This is a genomic window from Pseudomonas anguilliseptica, assembly GCF_900105355.1.
GTDB lineage: Bacteria > Pseudomonadota > Gammaproteobacteria > Pseudomonadales > Pseudomonadaceae > Aquipseudomonas > Aquipseudomonas anguilliseptica.
In genome coordinates this window covers 1,550,488-1,570,989 of sequence record NZ_FNSC01000001.1, presented here as the reverse complement: position 1 = coordinate 1,570,989, position 20,502 = coordinate 1,550,488, and the positions used below count along the sequence as shown (strand labels likewise).

Below are 20,502 nucleotides of genomic sequence, written 5' to 3'. Positions count from 1 at the left end.
ATCCTGTGAAGATCATCATTCTCGGCGCCGGCCAGGTTGGCGGCACCCTGGCGGAACACCTGGCCAGCGAAGCCAACGACATCACCGTGGTCGACACCGACGGTGACCGTCTGCGTGACCTCGGCGACCGCCTGGATATTCGCACCGTACAGGGCCGTGGCTCCTTCCCCACGGTGCTGCGCCAGGCCGGTGCGGACGATGCCGACATGCTGGTGGCGGTGACCAACAGCGATGAAATCAACATGATCGCCTGCCAGGTGGCCTACAGCCTGTTCCACACCCCAACCAAGATTGCCCGGGTGCGTGAAGCGGCCTACCTGACCCGCGGCGGTCTGTTCAGCAACGAGTCGATCCCGGTCGACGTGCTGATCAGCCCAGAGCAGGTGGTGACCAACTACATCAAGCGCCTGATCGAGTACCCCGGCGCCTTGCAGGTGATCGACTTCGCCGAGGGCAAGGCTCAGCTGGTGGCGGTCAAGGCCTACTATGGCGGCCCGCTGGTCGGCCAGCAGCTGCGTCAGCTGCGCGAACACATGCCCAATGTCGACACCCGCGTGGCGGCGATCTTCCGCCGCAACCGGGCGATCATGCCGCAAGGCGACACGGTGATCGAAGCCGACGACGAAGTGTTCTTTATCGCCGCCAAGGCACATATCCGCGCGGTGATGAGCGAAATGCGCCGCATGGAAGACAGCTACAAGAAGGTGGTGATCGCCGGCGGCGGGCATATTGGTGAGCGTCTGGCCGAGGCCATCGAGAGCCGCTACCAGGTGAAGATCATCGAGATGAACCCGGCGCGCTGCCGCTACCTCTCGGAGACCCTCGACAGCACCATTGTGCTGCAGGGCAGTGCCTCGGACCGCGACCTGCTGGTGGAAGAAAACATCAGCGACGCCGACATCTTCCTGGCCCTGACCAACGACGACGAAGCCAACATCATGTCGTCATTGCTGGCCAAACGCCTCGGCGCGCGCAAGGTGATGACCATCATCAACAACCCGGCCTACGTCGACCTGGTGCAAGGTGGCGAAATCGACATCGCCATCAGCCCGCAGCTGGCCACCATCGGCACCCTGCTGACCCACGTGCGTCGTGGTGATATTGAAAGCGTGCACAGCTTGCGCCGTGGTGCGGCCGAAGCTATCGAGGCGATTGCCCATGGTGATGCCAAGTCGAGCAAGGTGGTCGGCCGCATGATCGAAGATATTGCCCTGCCGCCGGGTACCACCATCGGCGCAATTATCCGCAATGAAGAAGTGCTGATTGCCCACGACGACACGGTGATCGAATCCGGCGACCACGTGATTCTGTTCCTGGTCGACAAGAAGTACATCCGCGATGCCGAGCGCTTGTTCCAGGTCGGCCTGACCTTCTTTTAGGAGTTGCCCATGAGCACCGAAGCCCTGGAAAAGATGCTGGCCAAAGGCATGGACAACGCCCTGCTGCGCTTCGGCCTGGGCAAGGGCTATCTGGATACGGCGGAGTTCGCTCGCGCGGCGGAGCATTTGCAGCGCTGCGTTGAGTTCGATGCGCAGTATTCAGCCGCCTGGAAGCTGCTCGGCCAGGCGCTGAACAAGCAGGGGCTCAGCGCCGAGGCGCGAGACGCCTGGACGCAGGGCTTGCGAGCGGCAGAAGATAAGGGCGACAAACAGGCGGGGAAGGAAATCAGCGTATTTCTCAAGCGCCTGGACAAGCAGGCTCACTAGTCCAGAAAAAGAGCCCGGACTACTCCTCGGTTTGCACAAAACGCAGGCCAACTCCCAGAGCTTCAACGCGTACCACTTCGAGCATGAGTATCGGCGCCTCCATCGGCAACCCCTGTACCTGGCCTTGCACCTGCTCGCCCATGGCCAGTACGTCCTGCGCCTGGTCTATCAGCACATAGACGCCGCATTCGGAAATATCCCGGGTGGTGACCAGCAACTCGCCATGCACCGGATGATCGATACGCAGGCGTACCTTGAGAGGGGTGCGGACATTCTTTCGACTATTGCTCATGCGCCGTCCGTCAGAGTGGATTTCCCCAGCCTAGTCTAGAGCAGGCTTCGCCTGCAACTCAGCCTCATTCAATACCACTTGGCCTCGCCGGCAGGGCGCTTTTTGAAGCGCTTCATGTTCCACATGTATTGGCTGGGCGCCTGCTGCACCTGCTTTTCAATGCCATGGTTTAGAGCGCCCACGGCGGCCTCAATGTCCTCGCCATAGAGCGCCTCCGACGCCGCTTCAATCACCACCCGGTAACCACTACCGTCGTCCAGGCGCAGAGCGTGCATAAAAACGGCCTCCGCCTTGCGATCCTTTACCAAAGACGGCACAAACTTGCTGGTCAACGCGGGGACACCGAAGAAGGGCACAAAAACCCCACTCGAAAGACTCGGCTCTGGATCAGCGGCAATCCCCGCTACACCGCCCTTACGCACCTGTTTGATCAGGCTGAGGATGCCTTCCTTGGTCGACGGTGCCAGGCTGTTTCCCAACTGCACACGTTGTTTGACCAGCAGGTCGTCGACGGCCTGTAGCTTGATAGGGCGGTACAGAATGATCGGTTTGCACAGTGAGCACACGTATTGCAGCAGCACTTCCCAATTCCCCAGGTGGCTGCTGATGAGCACCACACCCTTACCGCTGGCCAGGGCATCCTGCAGCACGTGCATGCCCTCAACCTGTTTGATCAGCCCCAGCGTCTTGTTCGCAGGCCAGATCCAGGCGCAGGCGCTTTCAGTGAGGGTTTTACCGATATCACGCAGGCTTTCGCCCACCAGCCGTTCGCGCTGCTCGGCCGGCAGATGAGCAAAGCAGGCGCCCAGGTTGATCCGGGTAACCTCACGGGAACGGTTCGGCAGCTTCCACATCAGCCAGCCAATCGCCGCGCCCACAGCCTGCACGGCGCGCCAGGGCAACAAAGCGAATAAACGCAGAAAACCCACCACCAGGGCACCTTTGAGCTTTTCCACAGGCAACTCCAGCCGATCAAAAGGCGCTTATTGTAACCACCCGAGCTAGCGGCTGGTCAGTTGTGCGTAGCGGTCACAGTTGGTGGTGTGATCCATGACCATGCCAGTGGCCTGCATATAGGCGTAGCAAATGGTCGGACCGACAAAGGTAAAGCCGACCTTTTTCAGCGCCTTGCTCATCGCCTCGGCTTCAGCGGTTACTGCCGGCACCTGGCCGTGTTCGCTGAAGTGGTTGATCTTCGGTGCGCCGCCAACAAACGACCAGAGCAGCGTCACCGGATCCTCCAGCTTGAGCCAGGCCTGAGCGTTCTTGCGCACGGCCTTGAGCTTGAGGCGGTTGCGGATGATGCCGGGGTCCTGCATCAGGGTGTCTTCGATGTACTCGTCCGTGAGCGTCGCCAGGCGCTGCACATCGAAGCCGAACAGCACCTCGCGGTAGCGTTCACGCTTCTTCAGCACGGTGATCCACGACAGGCCGGCCTGGAAGGCTTCGAGCAGGAGTAATTCAAACAGCACGTTAGGGTCGCGTTGCGGCACGCCCCATTCTTCGTCGTGATAAGCCTGGTACAACGGGTCGTCAGAGCACCAAGAGCAGCGTGGCATGCGGGTTTTCCTGAGCTTCGGTATACTCGCGGACTTTCTGAAGCCGCCAAAGTACGGGTGAAATTTGTGAGCCAGACTACGCCTGCCGTGCGCACCTTCCAAGACTTGATCCTCGCCCTGCAACAGTACTGGGCCGAGCAGGGCTGCGTGGTGCTGCAGCCCTACGATATGGAAGTTGGCGCGGGCACCTTCCACACCGCCACGTTTCTCCGTGCCATTGGCCCAGAGACCTGGAACGCCGCCTACGTGCAGCCTTCCCGTCGTCCGGCTGACGGCCGTTACGGCGAGAACCCCAACCGCCTGCAGCACTACTACCAGTTCCAGGTGGTCTTGAAGCCGAACCCGGAAAACTTCCAGGAGCTGTACCTGGGCTCGCTGAAAGCCATCGGCATCGACCCACTGGTGCACGACATTCGCTTCGTTGAAGACAACTGGGAATCGCCGACCCTCGGCGCCTGGGGTCTGGGCTGGGAAATCTGGTTGAACGGCATGGAAGTCACCCAGTTCACCTACTTCCAGCAGGTCGGCGGCATCGAGTGCTACCCGGTAACCGGCGAGATCACCTACGGCTTGGAACGCCTGGCCATGTACCTGCAGGGCGTGGACTCGGTGTACGACCTGGTGTGGACCGACGGCCAGTTCGGCAAGGTCACCTATGGCGATGTGTTCCACCAGAATGAGGTGGAGCAGTCGACCTACAACTTCGAGCACGCCAACGTCGAAAAACTCTTCGAGCTGTTCGACTTCTATGAAAGCGAAGCCAACCGCCTGATCGAGCTGGAGCTGCCGCTGCCAACCTACGAGATGGTCCTCAAGGCCTCGCACACCTTCAACCTGCTGGATGCGCGCCGGGCCATCTCGGTGACCGCGCGTCAGCAATACATCCTGCGTGTGCGTGCCCTGGCCCGTTCGGTGGCACAGAGCTACCTGCAAGCGCGGCGCAAACTCGGCTTCCCGCTCGCCCCCCCCGACCTGCGTGATGAAGTACTGGCCAAGCTGGAGGCAGCAGAATGAGTACCCGTGATTTCCTGGTTGAACTGGGCACCGAAGAGCTGCCACCGAAAGCCCTGAAAACCCTGGGTGAGGCCTTCCTCGCCGGTATCGAAAAGGGCCTGAAAACTGCTGGCCTGAGCTATGGCCAAGTACGCTATTACGCTGCGCCGCGCCGTCTGGCCGTGCTGGTGGAACAACTCGCGACTCAGCAACCGGATCGCACCGTCAACCTCGACGGCCCGCCCGTTCAGGCGGCGTTCGACAAAGACGGCAACCCGACTCAGGCCGCGCTGGGCTTCGCCAAGAAGTGCGGCGTTGAGTTGAGCCAGATCGACCAGAGCGGCCCCAAGCTGAAGTTCAGCCAGAGCATTCCAGGCCAGGCCGCAGCCGGCCTGCTGCCCACCATCGTCGAGACCTCGCTGAACGAACTGCCGATCCCGAAACGCATGCGCTGGGGCGCACGCAAGACTGAATTCGTCCGCCCAAGCCAGTGGCTGGTGATGCTGTTCGGTGACGAGGTGATCGACTGCGAAATCCTCGCCCAGCAAGCCGGTCGCGTTTCCCGTGGCCATCGCTTCCACGCCAACCACGAAGTGCGCATCAGCGCGCCGGCCAACTACGCCGAAGACCTGCGCAGCGCCTATGTGATTGCCGACTTCGCCGAGCGCCGCGCGCAGATCATCGCGCGGGTCAATGAACTGGCCGCCGCCGAGCAGGGCAGCGCCATCGTGCCGCCGGCGCTGCTGGATGAAGTCAGCGCCCTGGTCGAATGGCCGGTGCCGCTGGTCTGCTCATTCGAGGAACGTTTCCTTGAAGTGCCGCAGGAAGCGCTGATCACCACCATGCAGGACAACCAGAAGTACTTCTGCCTGCTCGATGGCAACGGCAAGCTGCTGCCGCGTTTTATCACCGTGGCCAACGTCGAGAGTAAAGACCCGGCGCAAATCATTTCCGGCAACGAGAAGGTGGTGCGTCCGCGCCTGACCGACGCCGAGTTCTTCTTCAAGCAGGACAAGAAGCAGAAACTGGAAAGCTTCAACCAGCGCCTGGCCAACGTGGTGTTCCAGGCCCAGCTCGGTTCGGTCTACGACAAGGCGCAGCGCGTCTCGGCCCTGGCTGGTTTTATCGCCGAGCGCATCGGTGGCGACGCCACCCGCCCCGCACGTGCCGGCATCCTCTGCAAGTGCGACCTGGCCAGTGAAATGGTCAGCGAGTTCCCGGAAATGCAGGGTATCGCCGGTTACTACTACGCCAAGCATGACGGCGAAGCCGAAGACGTCGCCCTGGCGCTGAACGAGCAGTACATGCCGCGCGGCGCCGGCGCGGAGCTGCCAAGCACGCTCACCGGTGCTTCGGTGGCCCTGGCCGATAAGCTGGATACCCTGGTCGGCATCTTCGGTATCGGCATGCTGCCCACCGGCAGCAAGGACCCCTACGCCCTGCGTCGTGCAGCTCTCGGCGTGCTGCGTATCCTGATCGAGAAGCAGCTGGATCTGGACCTGGTTGAAGCCGTCGGCTTTGCCATCGCCCAGTTCGCCGACAAGATCAAGGCCGATGGGCTGGCGCCACAGGTGCAGGACTTTATCTTCGACCGTCTGCGCGCGCGTTATGAGGACGAAGGTGTCGAAGTGGCCGTGTACCAGGCTGTGCGCGCGGTCAGCCCGACCTCGCCGCTGGACTTCGATCAGCGCGTACAGGCCGTGCAGGCCTTCCGTGCATTGCCGCAGGCGGCCGCTCTGGCAGCAGCGAACAAGCGCGTGTCCAATCTGCTGAGCAAGGCCGAAGGTCAGGTCGCGGCGAGCGTCGAGGCCCATCACTTCGACAACCCTAGCGAGTTCGCCCTCAACGCGGCCATCCAACAGGCCGAGCATGCAGTACGGCCGCTGGCTGAAGCCCGTCAGTACAACCTGGCGCTGAGCCAGCTGGCCAATCTGCGCGAGCCGGTGGACGCCTTCTTCGAGGCCGTTCTGGTCAACGCCGAAGACACTGCCGTACGGGCCAATCGTTATGCGCTGCTGGCCAAGCTGCGTGGCCTGTTCCTCGTCGTCGCTGATATCTCGGTACTCGGCTAACGCCTGCCGCGAGTCCGATGGGCTGCACGCAGCCCATCATCACCTTTACCGGCGTGCTGCCATCACCGCGCGCCGGTTACGGATTACCGCATGAAACTGCTGATTCTCGACCGCGACGGCGTGATCAATTACGACTCCGACGCCTATATCAAAAGCCTCGCCGAATGGATTCCGCTGCCCGGAGCCATCGAAGCCATCGCGCGGCTGTCACAAGCCGGCTGGACGGTAGCCGTGGCCACCAATCAATCCGGGGTTGCCCGCGGCTATTACGACCTGGCCACCCTGGAAGCCATGCACGCGCGCCTGCGTGAGCTGGTGGCGGCGCAGGGCGGCGAGCTAGGGCTTATCGCGCATTGCATCCACGGCCCGGATGAAGGCTGCGCCTGCCGCAAGCCGAAACCCGGCATGCTCGAGCAGATTGCTGCGTACTATGGCGTGGCACTCAAGGGCGTCTGGTTTGTCGGAGACAGCAGCGGTGACCTGACAGCGGCCGGCGCCGTCGATTGTCAGCCAGTTCTGGTAAAGACCGGCAAGGGCGAACGCACCCTGGCGAAAGGATTGCCAGCGGGCACCCTGATATTCGATGATCTGGCGGCGGTTGCCGATCAGCTTCTCCACTTATAAAGCAGGCTCTGCCTGCGACGGTAAAAGCTCCCATGTCGACAGTGCAGCCCCTCAGAACCTTCCTCTTCTATCTGCTGCTGGCTTCCAGCTCGTTCTTCTGGTGCACCCTCAGCGTCTTCGTCGCGCCCTTTCTGCCGTTTCGTGCACGCTACCGCTTTGTCGTGCAGAACTGGTGCCGCTGCGCCACCTGGCTGGCCAAGGTGGTGGTCGGCATCAACTACGAGATCAAGGGCCTGGAGAATATCCCCGATAAGCCCTGCGTGATCCTCGCCAAACACCAGAGCACTTGGGAAACCTTCTTCCTCTGCGGCTACTTCGAGCCGCTGAGCCAGGTGGTCAAGCGCGAGCTGCTGTATGTGCCGTTCTTCGGCTGGGCGATGGCCATGCTCAAGCCCATTGCGATTGACCGCAGCAACCCCAAGGCGGCCCTCAAGCAGCTGGCCAAACTCGGCCACAAACGTCTGGGGCAGGGCGCCTGGGTTCTGGTTTTCCCAGAAGGCACACGTATTCCACCGGGCCAGATCGGCAAGTTCAGCCGCGGCGGTGCATCCCTCGCGGTGAATGCCAACCTGCCAGTGCTGCCGATTGCCCACAACGCTGGTGAGTTCTGGCCCAAGCAGGGCTGGCGCAAGACGCCCGGCACCGTTCAGGTGGTGATCGGCCCACTGATGTACGCCGAAGGCACAGGCCCACGCGCCATCGCTGAACTCAATGACCGCGCCTTTGCCTGGGTCAGTCAGGCACAACGCGATATCGGCTCGCTGGATGCCCAAAGCCAGCCGCTGGAAACCCAAGCGCCGGCTTGAACAATTGTGGATAAGCTGTGCACCGAATAGCGTCAAAGTGCTATCACGCAATGTAAGCAGTTGATTTAACGATAATTAACGCCTGGAACGAACTATCAGACGATGGGGGATAAGTTTCCCCCATGACGCACAGGTAGCTGTCAACCAGCAAATCCGGGCGTTTGCGCACAGTCTTATCAGCCTGCGCGCCAGGCAAAGCGGCTAAGCTGGATCGACGTGCCCAAGCAGCGAAAAGGAACTCTTCGCCATGCTCTCCATTTACCAGCTCAAGCCGGCTTTTCAGAACCTCCTGCGCCCGGGGGTCAAGTACCTCTACGACAAAGGCGTGACGGCCAATCAGGTCACCCTGTTCGCCGCCGTGGTTTCCGTGCTGCTCGGCACCCTGCTGCTGGCCTTGCCCGAGCACACCTGGCTAGTTCGCCCTGATCCCACTGTGGATGATTCTGCGCATGGCGCTGAACGCCGTCGACGGCATGCTCGCCCGCGAGTTCGGCCAGCAATCGCGGCTCGGCGCCTACCTCAATGAACTCAGCGACCTGATCGCCGACAGCGCGCTGTTTCTACCCTTCGCCTTGCTCCCCGGGGTCTCGCCGCTGCTGGTTGTACTCGTCGTGCTGCTAGCCCTGATCAGCGAGTACGCCGGCGTACTCGGGCCCATGGTCGGTGCCTCACGGCGTTACGACGGGCCCATGGGCAAAAGTGACCGTGCCTTCTGCTTTGGCGTGCTGGGCGCTGGCGTGGCCTGCGGGTTGCTGCCTGCCACTTGGCTCAACGGCCTGCTCGCGGTGATTCTCGCCCTGTTGCTCTACACCCTCTATAACCGCGTACGCCAGGGTCTGGCCGAAGCGGCGCAATCAACTGATTCGAAATAAGGATGTCTCGATGCGCGAAGCCCAAGAATTCAGCTTTACCACCCATGACGGCGTAGAGCTGTTCTACCGCCACTGGCCGGCCAGCAATCCTGACGCTTGCGCACCGAAGCGCGCAGTGGTGATGTTCCACCGCGGTCACGAACACGGCGGGCGCATGGCCCATCTGGTCGATGAACTGGAGATGGCGGATTTCGACTTTTTCGCCTGGGACGCGCGCGGCCATGGCCTGTCGCCAGGTGAGCGCGGCGACAGCCCGAGCTTCGCCACCAGCGTGCGCGATGTGCAGACCTTTATCGATCACATCGTCTACAGCCACGGCATACCGGTGGAGGATATTGCGGTGCTGGCGCAAAGCGTCGGGGCGGTGGTGGTCGCCACCTGGGCGCATGATTATGCGCCGAAGATCCGCGCCCTGGTGCTCGCCTCGCCTGCGTTCAAGGTCAAGCTCTACGTACCCTTTGCCCGGCCAGGCCTCAAGTTGATGCGCGCGCTGCGCGGCAACTTCTTCGTCAACAGCTATGTGAAGGCCAAGTACCTCAGCCATGACCCGCAGCGGATTGCCTCCTTCAATAACGACCCGCTGATCGCCCGGCCGATCTCTGTAACTATGCTGCTGGGCCTGTATGACGCCGCCGAGCGCGTGGTGGCCGATGCCCAGGCGATCCAGATTCCCACTCAGCTGCTGATTTCTGGCGCCGACTTCGTGGTGCACCGCAAACCCCAGCAGCAATTCTTCGAGCGTCTGGGCAGCCTGCGCAAGGAGATGCACATTCTTCCCGGCTTCTTCCACGACACCCTCGGCGAGCGCGACCGTAGCCACGCCCTGAGCCGCGCCCAGCGCTTTCTGCTGCGCTGTTTCGAAGAGCCGGTAACACGCCCCTCCTTACTTGATGCCGACCGCCTGGGCGTGACCTGCGCCGAATCGGAAAGCCTGGCCGCACCGCTGCCACATAACTCCCTCAGCGACCTTTACTGGCGCGCCACCCGTGCCAGTCTGCAGCTCGGCAGCAGTCTGGCCGACGGGGTGAAACTGGGCTTCGACACAGGCTTCGATTCCGGCAGCACCCTGGATTACGTCTACCGCAACCAGCCCAGCGGCAAGTCGCCTATCGGCCGGCTGATCGATCAGAACTATCTCAACTCCATCGGCTGGCGCGGCATTCGCCAACGCAAGCTGCACGCCGAAGAGTTGCTGCGCCTGGCGATGGGCAAACTGCGCGAGCAAGGCCGTGGCGTGCGCATTGTCGATATCGCCGCCGGCCATGGCCGCTATATCCTCGAAGCTCTGGAAGGGATGGAGCAGAAGCCAGACTCGATCCTGTTGCGTGATTACAGCGATATCAACGTGCGCGACGGCGGCGCCTTGATCGAACAAAAGGGCCTGAGCAATATCGCCCGCTTCGTCAAAGGCGATGCCTTCGACCGGGCTGACCTTGCGGCACTGGAGCCCAAACCGACTCTGGCTGTGGTCTCCGGTTTGTATGAGCTGTTCGGCAGCAACCAGATGGTTGGCGACTCGCTCGCCGGGCTGGCGGCAGCCGTCGAGGAGGGCGGTTATCTGGTGTACACCGGACAGCCGTGGCACCCACAGCTGGAGCTGATCGCCCGCGCCCTGACCAGCCACCGCGGCGGCGTAGCCTGGGTGATGCGGCGGCGTAGCCAGGCGGAGATGGATCAGCTGGTCGAGGCCGCAGGATTTCGCAAGATCACCCAGCGTATCGACGAGTGGGGCATTTTCAGCGTCTCCCTGGCGCAGCGGGTGTCCTGATGGCGGAGGTTAGCCTTAGCCGCGAAGCAGGATTGTGGAAGCGCGGCGTGCTCTGGCTGCTGCTCTTGGCGCCACTGTTCTTCGCCAGCTACAGCTTCGCCAACTGGCTGAGCGCACAACGCGACGACGTCGGCACCCTGGTGTTTGCCTGGGAAAGCCAGATGCCGCTATGGCCGTGGACTATTGTTCCTTACTGGTCAATTGACCTACTTTATGGGTTGTCCTTTCTGCTGCCGGCCACCCGGCGGGAAATGGATCGCCACGGCCTGCGCCTGCTTAGTGTGCAAGTGCTGTGCATTGCCTGCTTTCTGCTCTGGCCGCTGCGCTTTACCTTCGAGCGGCCCGAACTGGATGGTCTGTTCGGCGGCATGTTCGACGTGCTGATGGGCTTCGACAAACCCTTTAACCAAGCGCCTTCTCTGCATATCGCCCTGCTGGTGGTGATCTGGGTGATGTTCGCCCGGCATACCCATGGCCTGTGGCTGCGTGGCCTGCTGCACGGTTGGATGGCCCTGATCGGCGTGTCGGTGCTGACCACCTGGCAGCACCATTTTATTGATGTGCCCACCGGGGTTCTCGCCGGCTGGCTGTGCGTCTGGTTATGGCCGCTGCAAGGCCGTAGCCCACTGCTGGCCTGGCAGCTGACCCGTGACACGCAGTGTCTGCGCCTGAGCTTGCGTTACAGCCTGGGTGCAGCGCTGCTCAGCGCCTTGGCGGTAAACCTGAGTGGCGCCTGGTTATGGCTGCTCTGGCCGGCGTTCTCCTTGCTGCTTGTGGCGCTCAACTACCTGCTGTTCGGCGCGGCGGGTTTCCAGAAGGCCGCTGATGGTCGGCTGAGCAGCGCCGCAACCTGGTTGCTCGCGCCCTACCTGGCCGCCGCCTGGCTTAACTCACGGCTATGGACCCGCGCTCAGCCGCATGCCGATGAGATCGAACCGGGTATTTGGCTGGGGCGCATTCCGGCGCCAGGGCAGGCCGAGCAGTTCCAGGCCCAGCTCGATCTGTGCGCCGAGCTGCCAGCCAGAGCTCAAGCCAAGGCCTATCGCTCGTTGCCGCTGCTCGATCTCTGCGTGCCCGGTCCAGCCGACTGCCTGGAAGCTGCACAGACCATCGAGGCGCTACGCAGCGATGGCAACCTGCTGGTCTACTGCGCCCTGGGCTATTCACGCAGCGCCACGGCAGTAGCCGCCTGGCTGCTGCACAGCGGACGTTGCAAGGACGTGCCCGAAGCGCTGGCACATCTACGTCGAGCGCGGCCTCAGGTGGTCTTGAGCGACGCTCATCAACAGGCGCTGCAAGGCATGCTGGAACTCAGCAGCAGCTCCATGCCAGCAGGAGCCACCCATGGCTACTGAAATGCAGCTGTTGACCGTGGCCAGTCTGCTGCGTCGGGGTAGGGCGCTGGATCAGCTGTCCAGCGTGCTCAGCCTGGTCGCCCTGTTGATCGGCCTGGCGCCGTTGCTCGGCATCCAAGCACAGCCACTGACGGCGCTGTTCTGCGCGCTGCTGCTGGTACTGGGTCTGGGCCAGAAATACTGGGCGCTGCGCGTGGCGCTGGATGCCGAACTGTTCCAGCAGCTTGCCAGTCGGGTCGATCAGTTAGCCGTGCACACCGCCGAGCTCGACCAAACCCTTGCCCAGCTCAAGCTGCAGTCGGCTAAGCCGTCTACGCGCAGCTGGGAGGAACGTAGCCTCGGTGCGTTGCGCCTGTTGCGCCAACAGGCGCTCTGGCTACTGGCGCAACTGCTGTTGGCCGTGTTGATCGTGCTGGGCCTGCCCTGGTTTTCAATTACTGGATAAGGAGTCGTCCATGCTCGCATCCCTCACCGCCTTCGTTATCACCTCGGCTGCGCGCCTGCTTACCGGCGCCCGCGCGCTGTGGCTCGGTTGCACGCCACAACCTGTGCAACGGCTGTATTACGCCAACCACAGCAGCCACGGCGATTTCGTCCTGCTCTGGGCATCGCTGCCCGATGAACTGCGGCGCCGTACCCGACCGGTAGCCGGCGCGGACTACTAGCAGCGTGACGGCGTGCGGCGCTACCTGATCAATAACGTATTCAACGGCGTACTGATCGACCGCGAGCGCGCCACGCCACAAGCCAACCCACTGCAGCCCATGCTCGATGCCCTGGATCAAGGCGACTCGCTGATCCTCTTTCCCGAGGGCACGCGCAACCTGGAGGACGGCTTGCTGCCGTTCAAGAGCGGCCTGTACCACCTGACCCGGCTGCGTCCCGAGATCGAACTGGTGCCGGTGTGGATTGCCAACCTTAACCGGGTCATGCCCAAGGGTAGGGCGTTGCCGTTGCCACTGCTGTGCACCCTGAGCTTCGGCACGCCGCTGGAACATATGGAAGATGAAAGCAAGCAGGCGTTCCTCGAGCGCGCCCGTAACGCCTTATTGGCCCTAGCACCCGAGGAAGCTTGAGATGGATAACAACACCCTGCTGCTGTTCGCCGGTATCGGCGCGCTGTTGCTGCTCGCCTCGGCCATCGGCTATTTCCTCAAGTGGCGCAGTGGCGGCAGCGCCAACCCGGTAGTCGACAACCTCAATGCACGGATCAACGCCTGGTGGGTCATGGTGCTGGTGATTGGCATCGCCTTCCTGCTCGGCAACCTGGGCGTGATTCTGCTGTTCTACTTCGTCTCGTTCTACGCCCTGCGCGAGTTTATGACCCTCACACCAACGCGGCGCAGCGACTACCCGGCTCTGGTGGCGGCCTTCTACTTCGCCCTACCCATGCAATACCTGCTGATCGCCCTGGACTGGTACGGCCTGTTCGCCATATTTATACCTGTGTATCTGTTCCTGCTGCTGCCGATCCTGGCCTCCCTGGGCGGCGATACCACGCGCTTTCTCGAACGTGCGTCAAAGGTGCAGTGGGGGCTGATGATCGCGGTGTACTGCATCTCCTCGGTTCCCGCACTGCTGACCCTGGACATACCGGGCTATGAAGGGCACAACCTGCTGCTGATCGCCTGGCTGATCATCGTGGTGCAGCTGTCTGATGTGCTGCAGTACGTCTGCGGCAAGTTGTTCGGCAAGCACAAGATCGCGCCACGTCTGTCGCCGTCGAAAACCGTCGAGGGCTTTGTCGGCGGCGTCAGCCTGTCCTGCCTGGTCGGCGCGCTGCTGTGCTGGATCACCCCGTTCAGCTTCTGGCAGGCCGCTTTGATGGCCCTGACCGTCAACCTGCTGGGCTTTTCCGGTGGCCTGGTGATGTCGGCGATCAAACGCGACCGCGGGGTAAAGGACTGGGGCCATATGATCGAAGGCCACGGCGGCATGCTCGACCGCCTCGACTCGGTGTGTTTCGCCGCGCCGATCTTCTTCCACTTCGTGCGCTACTGGTGGGTGTCATTGGCTTGAGCCGAGCGGAATAAAAATGCCCCGGATATCCGGGGCATTTTTTTTGGCTGATACGAGCGGTGGCTGTGTCGACGGGCGATAAACCTGTCATTCACAACTCTATATAAATCAATAACTTACAGGAGAATTGGGCGCGATAATTGGCATGATTGAGCCACATTAAGTGTCATTTCCTGTAGAAATGACCACTATTAATGTCATTTTCCGCAAGCACCTGAAACTAGCTGCCATCGGCACTACATTTCAGTCATACAACCTACCGGCCTGAGGGCTTGGTTGGATTGACAACCTGTCAATGCGGCTCAGATTACGGCGAATCCACAGAGTAGGAAACAGCCACTTTCCACCTCCGACGGACGGAAAGCTTGGTGGCTGTATGAGGACTCATTAGCCCTTTGCCAGCAGCTCCATTGAGCTGGACGAATCAGCAAGTCGATACCCCATAGCCTTGTATCCCGCCTGGCGCTTGCTCCACATCCGCAGCAAAGCAGGATGTCCGGCATCAATGAAGTCGATGATGCGCACATCCGCCTTACTCGCATGTTCCCGGTGAAGGCGGCCCGCATACTGCTGGAGAGTGCCCTTCCAGGAAACCGGCATAGCCAGTACCAAGGTATCCAGTGCCGGGTGGTCGAAACCTTCCCCAACCAATTTCCCGGTTGCCAGGATCACCCGTGGGGCATCGGGTGGCAGTGCTTCCAATCCGTCGATTAGCACCGCGCGTTGCTTCTTGGACATCCGCCCATGCAGAGTGAACAGATTCTCGACCCGACCAACCAGCTGCTCCTCAATGGCGTTGAGGTGATCCGTTCGCTCAGTCAGCACCAGAATCTTCCGACCTTGGTCAAAAGAGTCACCTACCTCGGCAACTATCTTGGCTGTTCGCTCTGTGTCGCTGCACACCTGCAAGAAAACATCCTGGATGCCTGCCCCTTCAGGCATGACTATCGGTCGAGAAAGCCACTGCGGCGTCACGGCCAGATCAGCTGGAGCACTCTCAGGCCTACTCGCTGTATGCCGAATGGGCCCGCACTGCATGAAAATAATCGGCTGCTTACCATCACGACGTATGGGTGTAGCGGTCAGCCCCACCACATATTTAGCCCCAGCAGCCTTGAGGAGGGCCTCGAACGAAAAAGCTGACAGGTGGTGGCACTCATCTACGATGATTTGCCCGTAGTTTTTCACCTGCTCGCTGACTTCGCCCTGCCGCGACAAGGACTGCATTACGGCAATATCGATGATGCCTGTCGGCTTGGCCTTACCACCGCCGATGGTGCCGACTTTCGTTTTGTCTGCACCCAGAAACGCCTGCAACCGCTCCTTCCACTGCTGGAGCAACTCCGTCCGGTGCACCAGCACCAGCGTGTTCACACCACGCTGGGCAATCAGCGCGGCAGCCGTGACGGTTTTCCCAAAAGCAGTGGGCGCACAGAGGACGCCGGTGTCGTGCGCCAACATGCCTTCGAGAGCAGCCTCTTGATCCGGGCGTAGCGTGCCCGCAAAGTAGACATCGATGGGCTCTCCTGCGAAGCGCTCATCGTGCAGTACCAGCTCAATCCCGTTGTCATGCAATAACGTTTGCACGTCATCCAGGCAACCACGCGGCACAGCAATATGCTGGGGAAAGTTTTCCGCACAGCCGATGATCCGCGCCGTATTCCACACGGACATGCGCATAGCCTGTGCCTTGTAAAACTCAGGGTTCTGAAAAGCCGCCAAGCGAATGAGCTTGTTGACCAATGGCTGCGGCAATTCCGATTTGTTGAAATAGATCTGGTTGGCCAGGGTCACGTTCACTGATGCGGGCAGCGCACACGCTAATTTCTGAGTCTTGACCGGTGTGCGATGCCAGGGTTTCAGCTCATCGTCATCCGCCACTGCGCTGACATCCAGTGGATGGCGACCGCCAGTGGCCCGCAGGGTTGTCGGCGCAATGTCCTGCACAGGCATAGCCTGAATACTGGCCAGAAATGCCCACTGATCGGGATAGGGCGTCAGCGTCTCATCGACAAAAACACTGCCTCCAAGCGCGCGGGCTCGCTTCTGCAAGGGCAGGGCAATCAAGTTGCCAAAGCCGCCTTTGGGCATGCTGTCCTGATTTGGAAACAGCCGGTCATGCGAGCCCAGCGTCAGTTGCCGGGTACGCTCGCAGGTATGGCTGATGATCGCGGAGCCTAGCAGGCGAGCCTCATGGGCAGGGACATTACGCTCGAAGAAAATCCATGCATGCGCCCCGTTGCCTGAGCGGGATATTTCCAATGCCATGGGCACACCCAGCTCACGGCATGACTGAGCGAAAGCCGTGACATCCGCGCGCCAATCGGCTTCGTCAAAATCCACCGCCAGAAAGTAGCAGCTGTCATCCGGCAGCAAGGGGTAAACGCCGATAACAATATCTCCGGCCAGATGCTTATAGAGCACCTGATCGTTCAGCGGCAGAAGCTGGCGGTACGAGCAGTCCCCACATTTGATCCGTGGCTTCTCGCACACACCCACTCGCCATTCATTGGCGCACGCGGGTGAATAGCCTGTTTTACCGGCCTTGCTTTCCCAGCGCATGGGAAACACATCGGTTCGCCCCTGAAACAATCGCTTGAACAGCGCCAGCTTGGCATCCGTGTCTAGACTCGAACTTATCAGTGGAGGCGGGCTAGCCAGTTCAACTAGCGGAGGCTCGTCAGGCAAACGCCACTCAATGCCATGCACTTGCAACAACGCGATCAAGCGCGCATTTTCGGCCCGTAAATGCTCAAGCAGATCACCGCCATCCATCGTGCCGAGACCACCTTTTTCAGTCGTTAGGGAAACAGCTGGCCTAATCCGCTACTTAAGGCGCTCGGCTGCCTTGCGGTATGCCTGCTCACGTTCACGGCGATCAACCGCCACCATAAATACCACCACCTCATGGTCGATCACCTGGTACACCAAGCGATAACCACTGCTGCGCAGTTTGATCTTGTAGCAGTCAGGCAGCGAATGGAGGCGGTTGGCTTCGATTCGCGGATTCAGCAATACCTCAGCGAGCTTTTTCTTGAGCTGCTGGCGAACGGTATCACCCAGCTTTTGCCATTCCTTCAATGCCCGTGCATCAAATTCGAGGCTATAGATCATCCAGCGAGACCTTCACGCGCTGCGGAGCGGCCAGGCGCTCACGAACCGTGGCGACTAACGCTTCATCTTCCTCGGTCATCAGCACCGGGCGAAATGGCAACTGTCCGCGCTCGGCCACATACTGCAAAGCCTGGCGCATCAGTTCAGAGGGGGTGACGCCGAGCTTTTCCAGCTCCTGGTAAGCACGCGCCTTAAGCTCGTCGTCGATGCGGATATTGATGGACGCCATGGTGCGGTCCTCACTGTAATGACATTCGTATTTACAGTGACAGGGTAGCCGTCGTTTGGCAAGCGGGTTGGCACCCCCGCCAGTAACACACCGACCAAGTGCCTCCTGACTGCGGCACCACACCCCAGGTGCCCGGTAGCCACATAATGCTGAAGTAGTCGCCAGCACCCTGTCCGGAGCTGGGCATCATTGAACATAGCGCCCGTCATGCGCAGCCCGGTTCGACTCCCCAACCGCCGACCCACGCCATCAGAAAATTCGCCCGACAGTCTCCAAGGCGGCGCGTTTAGCCTAGAACTCGTATTTCTCCTTGCGTTGAATAAAGGCATCACGCCCGCCCTCCAAAATGCTGGCCACCTGATCACGGATTTCAGGCACATCAATCGACCGTTGAGCATCCAGCCCGAGACAACCTTGGTTCTCAGCAGCAGTAAAAACGCCAATCCACTCAGCATCACCAAAGACGGGGATGTTCGCGTTGTGCGTCGCAAAAAGAAACTGTCGAGTGGTTTTGGCATCCCGCAGCTCGGTAACAATCCGATCCGCGATGAAAGCGTTATCTAAGGTTGTCTTCCGGCTGATCCATAAACAACGGATCTGTGTTCTCCAGCAACAACATGTGCAAGATTGCTGTGCATTGCTGCCCAGTCGACAATTTGTTGAGCGGGCGGAACACTGGATCAGCCTGCCCATGAGCAACGTTCAGGAAGATATCTACCCGGTGCTCCAGCTCCAGAGCTTCTAGCTCCATAAGCTGAGACGGTTGGAGCTTGGTTAGGGCATCAGCCACCAGCTGCGAGGCCCCCCAGTCCAGCTGAACAAGAACTGAGCCTCCCTGGATAGACTGCACCAACGACAGGGGGCTGATCGCATCAGCCTCATCTATCCAGGCCAGCCGCTTTTCCCCGACACCTTCAAGTTTGCATCCTAACAGGAAGCTTTTCAGTGGAGAGCGATCCGCTTCTGGCACGATTTCGATCTTGAGCTTTGCATCTAGCCTCTTGCTCAAGCGCTTTGCGGCCTTCTGCAAGGCTTGAATGCGCTGCCCTCGTAAGTCAGATAACTCGGCCAACAGATTGCGACGCTCATGCTTCAAAATGTTGCCTTGCCCCTCGTGCGTCGTCAGCCGTGGCTTCATTGGCTTGATGCGCTCGATGTCGGTCATGAGCTTCTGATATGCAGTACCGACCTCTTGCCCGCTCTTGCCCGCCGTATCAGGTAACGCCCTAAGCGCCTTTTCCAGTTCTACCTCATGTTTTTGAATGGCCTGCTGCCAAGCCTCATGCTGTGCGGTGAACAAACCGGCCGCCTTATCCAGCAAAGCACTCATTTCAGCCAGATGAGAGGCGAAACCTTGTCTGGCTCCCTCCAGCGTCGTGCGCATGGCAATCAACTGGGCAGCATCAGGCACGCCTTCAAGGGCTTCATCATTGATGAAGGTGAGGTCAGGCAGGCTGTCACGAAAATTGGTAAGGGCATCCCGTAGGGACTGCTCGCTCTCCGTGGAGCTTTTCGCTATCTCCCGCTCTCTGGCGAGCAGTGCTGTCTTGGCTAGTTTTTCCTTGATGCCCAGTTCTTCAAAACCGGCTAGCTGTTCCTCTAGCTTGGGCAAGCGATCCACCTGCGCCGTCACATCATCGAGGTCGGACAAGGACTTAGCGAGCTTCTGCTGGTTCTCGGTCAAACGCATGCGAACATCAGCGCTCTTCTCCTCATACTCCCCATCTTGAGGAAGGAAGCGATCCAACAACTGCACCCGACTGCTTTCATCCTGTGCCAACTCGTAAATCTCGTTCTGCCCATAGATATCAATGTCGGGCAGTAGATCTCGCGGGAGGAAGGTAGAAACGTTGCCGTCCGAGTCACGAACCATTGGCGGTTCGCCATAACGCCGTGAAACGGTGTATTGCTTGCCATTCTGGGTCGATGAGACCACAACCAGATCTACACGGCCTGCCGAGCACCCGAGGTTCTCCTTGATGATCTCTAGATGAAGCTTCAGAGCCTGCTTCCCTTTGGGCGGGCAGTTCAAGGCAAAGCGCAGACATTCCAGCAAAGTTGACTTGCCCGTCCCGCGTCCACCAATAACAGTGTTTAGGTGATCGGAGAAATCCACTCGGACGCCATCAAGGTAGCCACCCGAAACGGTCATGCTGACCACTTTTCCAATCGGGCTTTGAGCTTGTTGCGAGTTCAGCCGAGTACGCGATCCAGGGTCGAGAAACGCAACCTTGAAGGCTGCAAAGTTGGGGTGTGTCATCTTAATCAGGCATGTGGCCCCAGGCTGCTCCAAGTCCTCTGGTTTCGCGATATCTTTGGCATTGATGACTGCCATGGGACGGTCGCGCCGGTAGGCGTCGTTTTTATTCAGTAACACCTTTCGATAGAAATCACTTTCTACACCTGCCAAATCATCTATCGAGCCCGGAATCTGAGCCGCACGCAACTTGGGGTGCTTCCACACATGCTGGAGGTGGTTTTTCAGAAGACTACTGTCCTGCGTGCAATGCGCGGCATAAATAAATCCACCGAGCTGATCTACCTTCTCGATCAACTGCTCTGAACTCAACCTAGATGGACGAACACCATCCGACGGGTCAAGCAGGTCGAGGCTGCCCAAGTAGCGTTCGAGCAGTTGCCCGGTTGTATCCTCAGAGAATAGGCAGACGTAATGGGTCTTATCGTTCGAGGCAATCTCAAAGCCAGGGAACACCACGATCCCATGCGGCTGGAGAACCTGACGCAAAGCATCGACGCTGCCAACACTGCCATGATCGGCCAAACCAACCACAGTGATGCCCAGCTCAAGGCATTTTTGGAGCAGGGATTGGTTGTAGCTCTGCTCATCCAGACCGTGGTCAGCGCCCCGATAAGTGCCGTTGTAGCCGACAGGGTTGACCTGTAGGGCACAGCGCCAGAATTTCGCGAAGGTGTATTGGTCGCTCATATTTCTTCCTACGTTGAGCTAATTGATATCAATTCTTGATCAAAGCAACGAGCGCTCTAGGAATCGATTGTTGAAGCGTTAGGGCTAGCGCATCGCATCAGCCTTCATAGACTCACCTTTATAACGCTGATGGGCGACGCTGTATC

General features: G+C 60.1%; 19 protein-coding genes and 2 pseudogenes. 13 read left to right on the top strand and 8 right to left on the bottom strand.

The genetic code is table 11. The annotated features are described in order from the left end of the window. Window positions 1-5: 5 nt before the first annotated feature. A complete protein-coding gene (gene trkA / locus BLW24_RS07660) occupies window positions 6-1,379 on the top strand; it encodes a Trk system potassium transporter TrkA (RefSeq protein WP_090378746.1) in 1,374 nt (457 codons plus the stop codon). A 9-nt stretch (window positions 1,380-1,388) separates the two neighbouring features. Continuing rightward, complete coding sequence (locus BLW24_RS07655; RefSeq protein ID WP_090378743.1) at window positions 1,389-1,706, top strand: hypothetical protein; 318 nt, start codon at window positions 1,389-1,391, stop codon at window positions 1,704-1,706. 19 nt (window positions 1,707-1,725) lie between these two features. On the opposite strand, the gene BLW24_RS07650 is transcribed toward BLW24_RS07655, so the two are convergent. The 3 genes from BLW24_RS07650 to BLW24_RS07640 form a co-directional block, all read right to left on the bottom strand. After that, the gene (locus BLW24_RS07650) at window positions 1,726-1,998 is read right to left on the bottom strand and encodes a PilZ domain-containing protein (protein ID WP_090378740.1); all 273 of its coding nucleotides are present in this window, start codon (window positions 1,996-1,998) and stop codon (window positions 1,726-1,728) included. 68 nt (window positions 1,999-2,066) lie between these two features. Further along, window positions 2,067-2,954 (bottom strand): lysophospholipid acyltransferase, encoded by an 888-nt coding sequence (locus BLW24_RS07645; RefSeq protein ID WP_090378737.1) that lies wholly within the window; start codon window positions 2,952-2,954, stop codon window positions 2,067-2,069. Between the two features lie 45 nt (window positions 2,955-2,999). Further along, window positions 3,000-3,557 (bottom strand): DNA-3-methyladenine glycosylase I, encoded by a 558-nt coding sequence (locus BLW24_RS07640; protein WP_090378734.1) that lies wholly within the window; start codon window positions 3,555-3,557, stop codon window positions 3,000-3,002. A 66-nt stretch (window positions 3,558-3,623) separates the two neighbouring features. On the opposite strand from BLW24_RS07640, the gene glyQ reads away from it, so the two are divergent. The 4 genes from glyQ to BLW24_RS07620 all read left to right on the top strand — a co-directional run bounded on the left by glyQ (window position 3,624) and on the right by BLW24_RS07620 (window position 8,052). Continuing rightward, window positions 3,624-4,571, top strand: a complete 948-nt coding sequence (glyQ, locus tag BLW24_RS07635) for a glycine--tRNA ligase subunit alpha (RefSeq protein ID WP_090387657.1) — start codon at window positions 3,624-3,626, stop codon at window positions 4,569-4,571. Then, window positions 4,568-6,622: a glycine--tRNA ligase subunit beta gene (gene glyS, locus BLW24_RS07630; RefSeq protein ID WP_090378731.1), complete on the top strand. Its 2,055-nt coding sequence runs from the start codon at window positions 4,568-4,570 to the stop codon at window positions 6,620-6,622. Before glyQ ends, glyS begins: the two co-directional genes overlap by 4 nt. Before the next feature lie 90 nt (window positions 6,623-6,712). Then, the gene (gmhB, locus tag BLW24_RS07625; RefSeq protein WP_090378728.1) at window positions 6,713-7,246 is read left to right on the top strand and encodes a D-glycero-beta-D-manno-heptose 1,7-bisphosphate 7-phosphatase; all 534 of its coding nucleotides are present in this window, start codon (window positions 6,713-6,715) and stop codon (window positions 7,244-7,246) included. Window positions 7,247-7,278: 32 nt separating this feature from the next. Next, on the top strand, window positions 7,279-8,052 hold the full coding sequence (locus BLW24_RS07620; RefSeq protein WP_090378725.1) for a lysophospholipid acyltransferase family protein: 774 nt from the start codon (window positions 7,279-7,281) through the stop codon (window positions 8,050-8,052). Window positions 8,053-8,095: 43 nt separating this feature from the next. On the opposite strand, the gene BLW24_RS26420 is transcribed toward BLW24_RS07620, so the two are convergent. Next, window positions 8,096-8,458 (bottom strand): hypothetical protein, encoded by a 363-nt coding sequence (locus BLW24_RS26420; protein ID WP_244161294.1) that lies wholly within the window; start codon window positions 8,456-8,458, stop codon window positions 8,096-8,098. Between BLW24_RS26420 and BLW24_RS07615 the strand changes: the two are divergent. The 6 genes and pseudogenes from BLW24_RS07615 (at window position 8,378) to BLW24_RS07590 (ending at window position 14,066) form a co-directional block, all read left to right on the top strand. Then, window positions 8,378-8,924: pseudogene (locus BLW24_RS07615) on the top strand (CDP-alcohol phosphatidyltransferase family protein). The gene BLW24_RS26420 and the pseudogene BLW24_RS07615 sit on opposite strands and share 81 nt — an antisense overlap. Window positions 8,925-8,934: 10 nt before the next feature. Further along, the gene (locus tag BLW24_RS07610) at window positions 8,935-10,692 is read left to right on the top strand and encodes a bifunctional alpha/beta hydrolase/class I SAM-dependent methyltransferase (protein WP_090378722.1); all 1,758 of its coding nucleotides are present in this window, start codon (window positions 8,935-8,937) and stop codon (window positions 10,690-10,692) included. After that, the gene (locus BLW24_RS07605) at window positions 10,692-12,047 is read left to right on the top strand and encodes a phosphatase PAP2/dual specificity phosphatase family protein (protein ID WP_090378719.1); all 1,356 of its coding nucleotides are present in this window, start codon (window positions 10,692-10,694) and stop codon (window positions 12,045-12,047) included. The genes BLW24_RS07610 and BLW24_RS07605 overlap by 1 nt, the downstream gene beginning before the upstream one ends. Beyond that, window positions 12,037-12,492, top strand: a complete 456-nt coding sequence (locus BLW24_RS07600; RefSeq protein ID WP_090378716.1) for a hypothetical protein — start codon at window positions 12,037-12,039, stop codon at window positions 12,490-12,492. Before BLW24_RS07605 ends, BLW24_RS07600 begins: the two co-directional genes overlap by 11 nt. A gap of 10 nt (window positions 12,493-12,502) precedes the next feature. Beyond that, window positions 12,503-13,123 (top strand): annotated as a pseudogene (locus BLW24_RS07595) (lysophospholipid acyltransferase family protein). Between the two features lies 1 nt (window position 13,124). Next, window positions 13,125-14,066, top strand: a complete 942-nt coding sequence (locus tag BLW24_RS07590) for a phosphatidate cytidylyltransferase (protein WP_090378713.1) — start codon at window positions 13,125-13,127, stop codon at window positions 14,064-14,066. Between the two features lie 387 nt (window positions 14,067-14,453). On the opposite strand, the gene BLW24_RS07585 is transcribed toward BLW24_RS07590, so the two are convergent. Genes BLW24_RS07585 through BLW24_RS07575 form a run of 3 tightly spaced genes read right to left on the bottom strand, consistent with a single transcriptional unit; the run spans window position 14,454 to window position 17,409 of the window. Next, a complete protein-coding gene (locus tag BLW24_RS07585; protein ID WP_090378709.1) occupies window positions 14,454-16,841 on the bottom strand; it encodes a TOTE conflict system archaeo-eukaryotic primase domain-containing protein in 2,388 nt (795 codons plus the stop codon). Window positions 16,842-16,892: 51 nt separating this feature from the next. Further along, the gene (locus tag BLW24_RS07580; RefSeq protein ID WP_090378706.1) at window positions 16,893-17,180 is read right to left on the bottom strand and encodes a type II toxin-antitoxin system RelE family toxin; all 288 of its coding nucleotides are present in this window, start codon (window positions 17,178-17,180) and stop codon (window positions 16,893-16,895) included. Next, window positions 17,170-17,409, bottom strand: a complete 240-nt coding sequence (locus BLW24_RS07575) for a type II toxin-antitoxin system RelB/DinJ family antitoxin (RefSeq protein ID WP_090378703.1) — start codon at window positions 17,407-17,409, stop codon at window positions 17,170-17,172. The genes BLW24_RS07580 and BLW24_RS07575 overlap by 11 nt, the downstream gene beginning before the upstream one ends. 207 nt (window positions 17,410-17,616) lie before the next feature. Between BLW24_RS07575 and BLW24_RS27390 the strand changes: the two genes are divergently transcribed. Then, window positions 17,617-17,973 carry a hypothetical protein gene (locus BLW24_RS27390; RefSeq protein WP_244161108.1) on the top strand — a complete coding sequence of 119 codons (357 nt, stop codon included), beginning with the start codon at window positions 17,617-17,619 and terminating at the stop codon, window positions 17,971-17,973. On the opposite strand, the gene BLW24_RS07570 is transcribed toward BLW24_RS27390, so the two are convergent. Continuing rightward, window positions 17,966-20,356 (bottom strand): TrlF family AAA-like ATPase, encoded by a 2,391-nt coding sequence (locus BLW24_RS07570; protein ID WP_244161107.1) that lies wholly within the window; start codon window positions 20,354-20,356, stop codon window positions 17,966-17,968. The genes BLW24_RS27390 and BLW24_RS07570 overlap by 8 nt on opposite strands. Window positions 20,357-20,502: the final 146 nt, after the last annotated feature.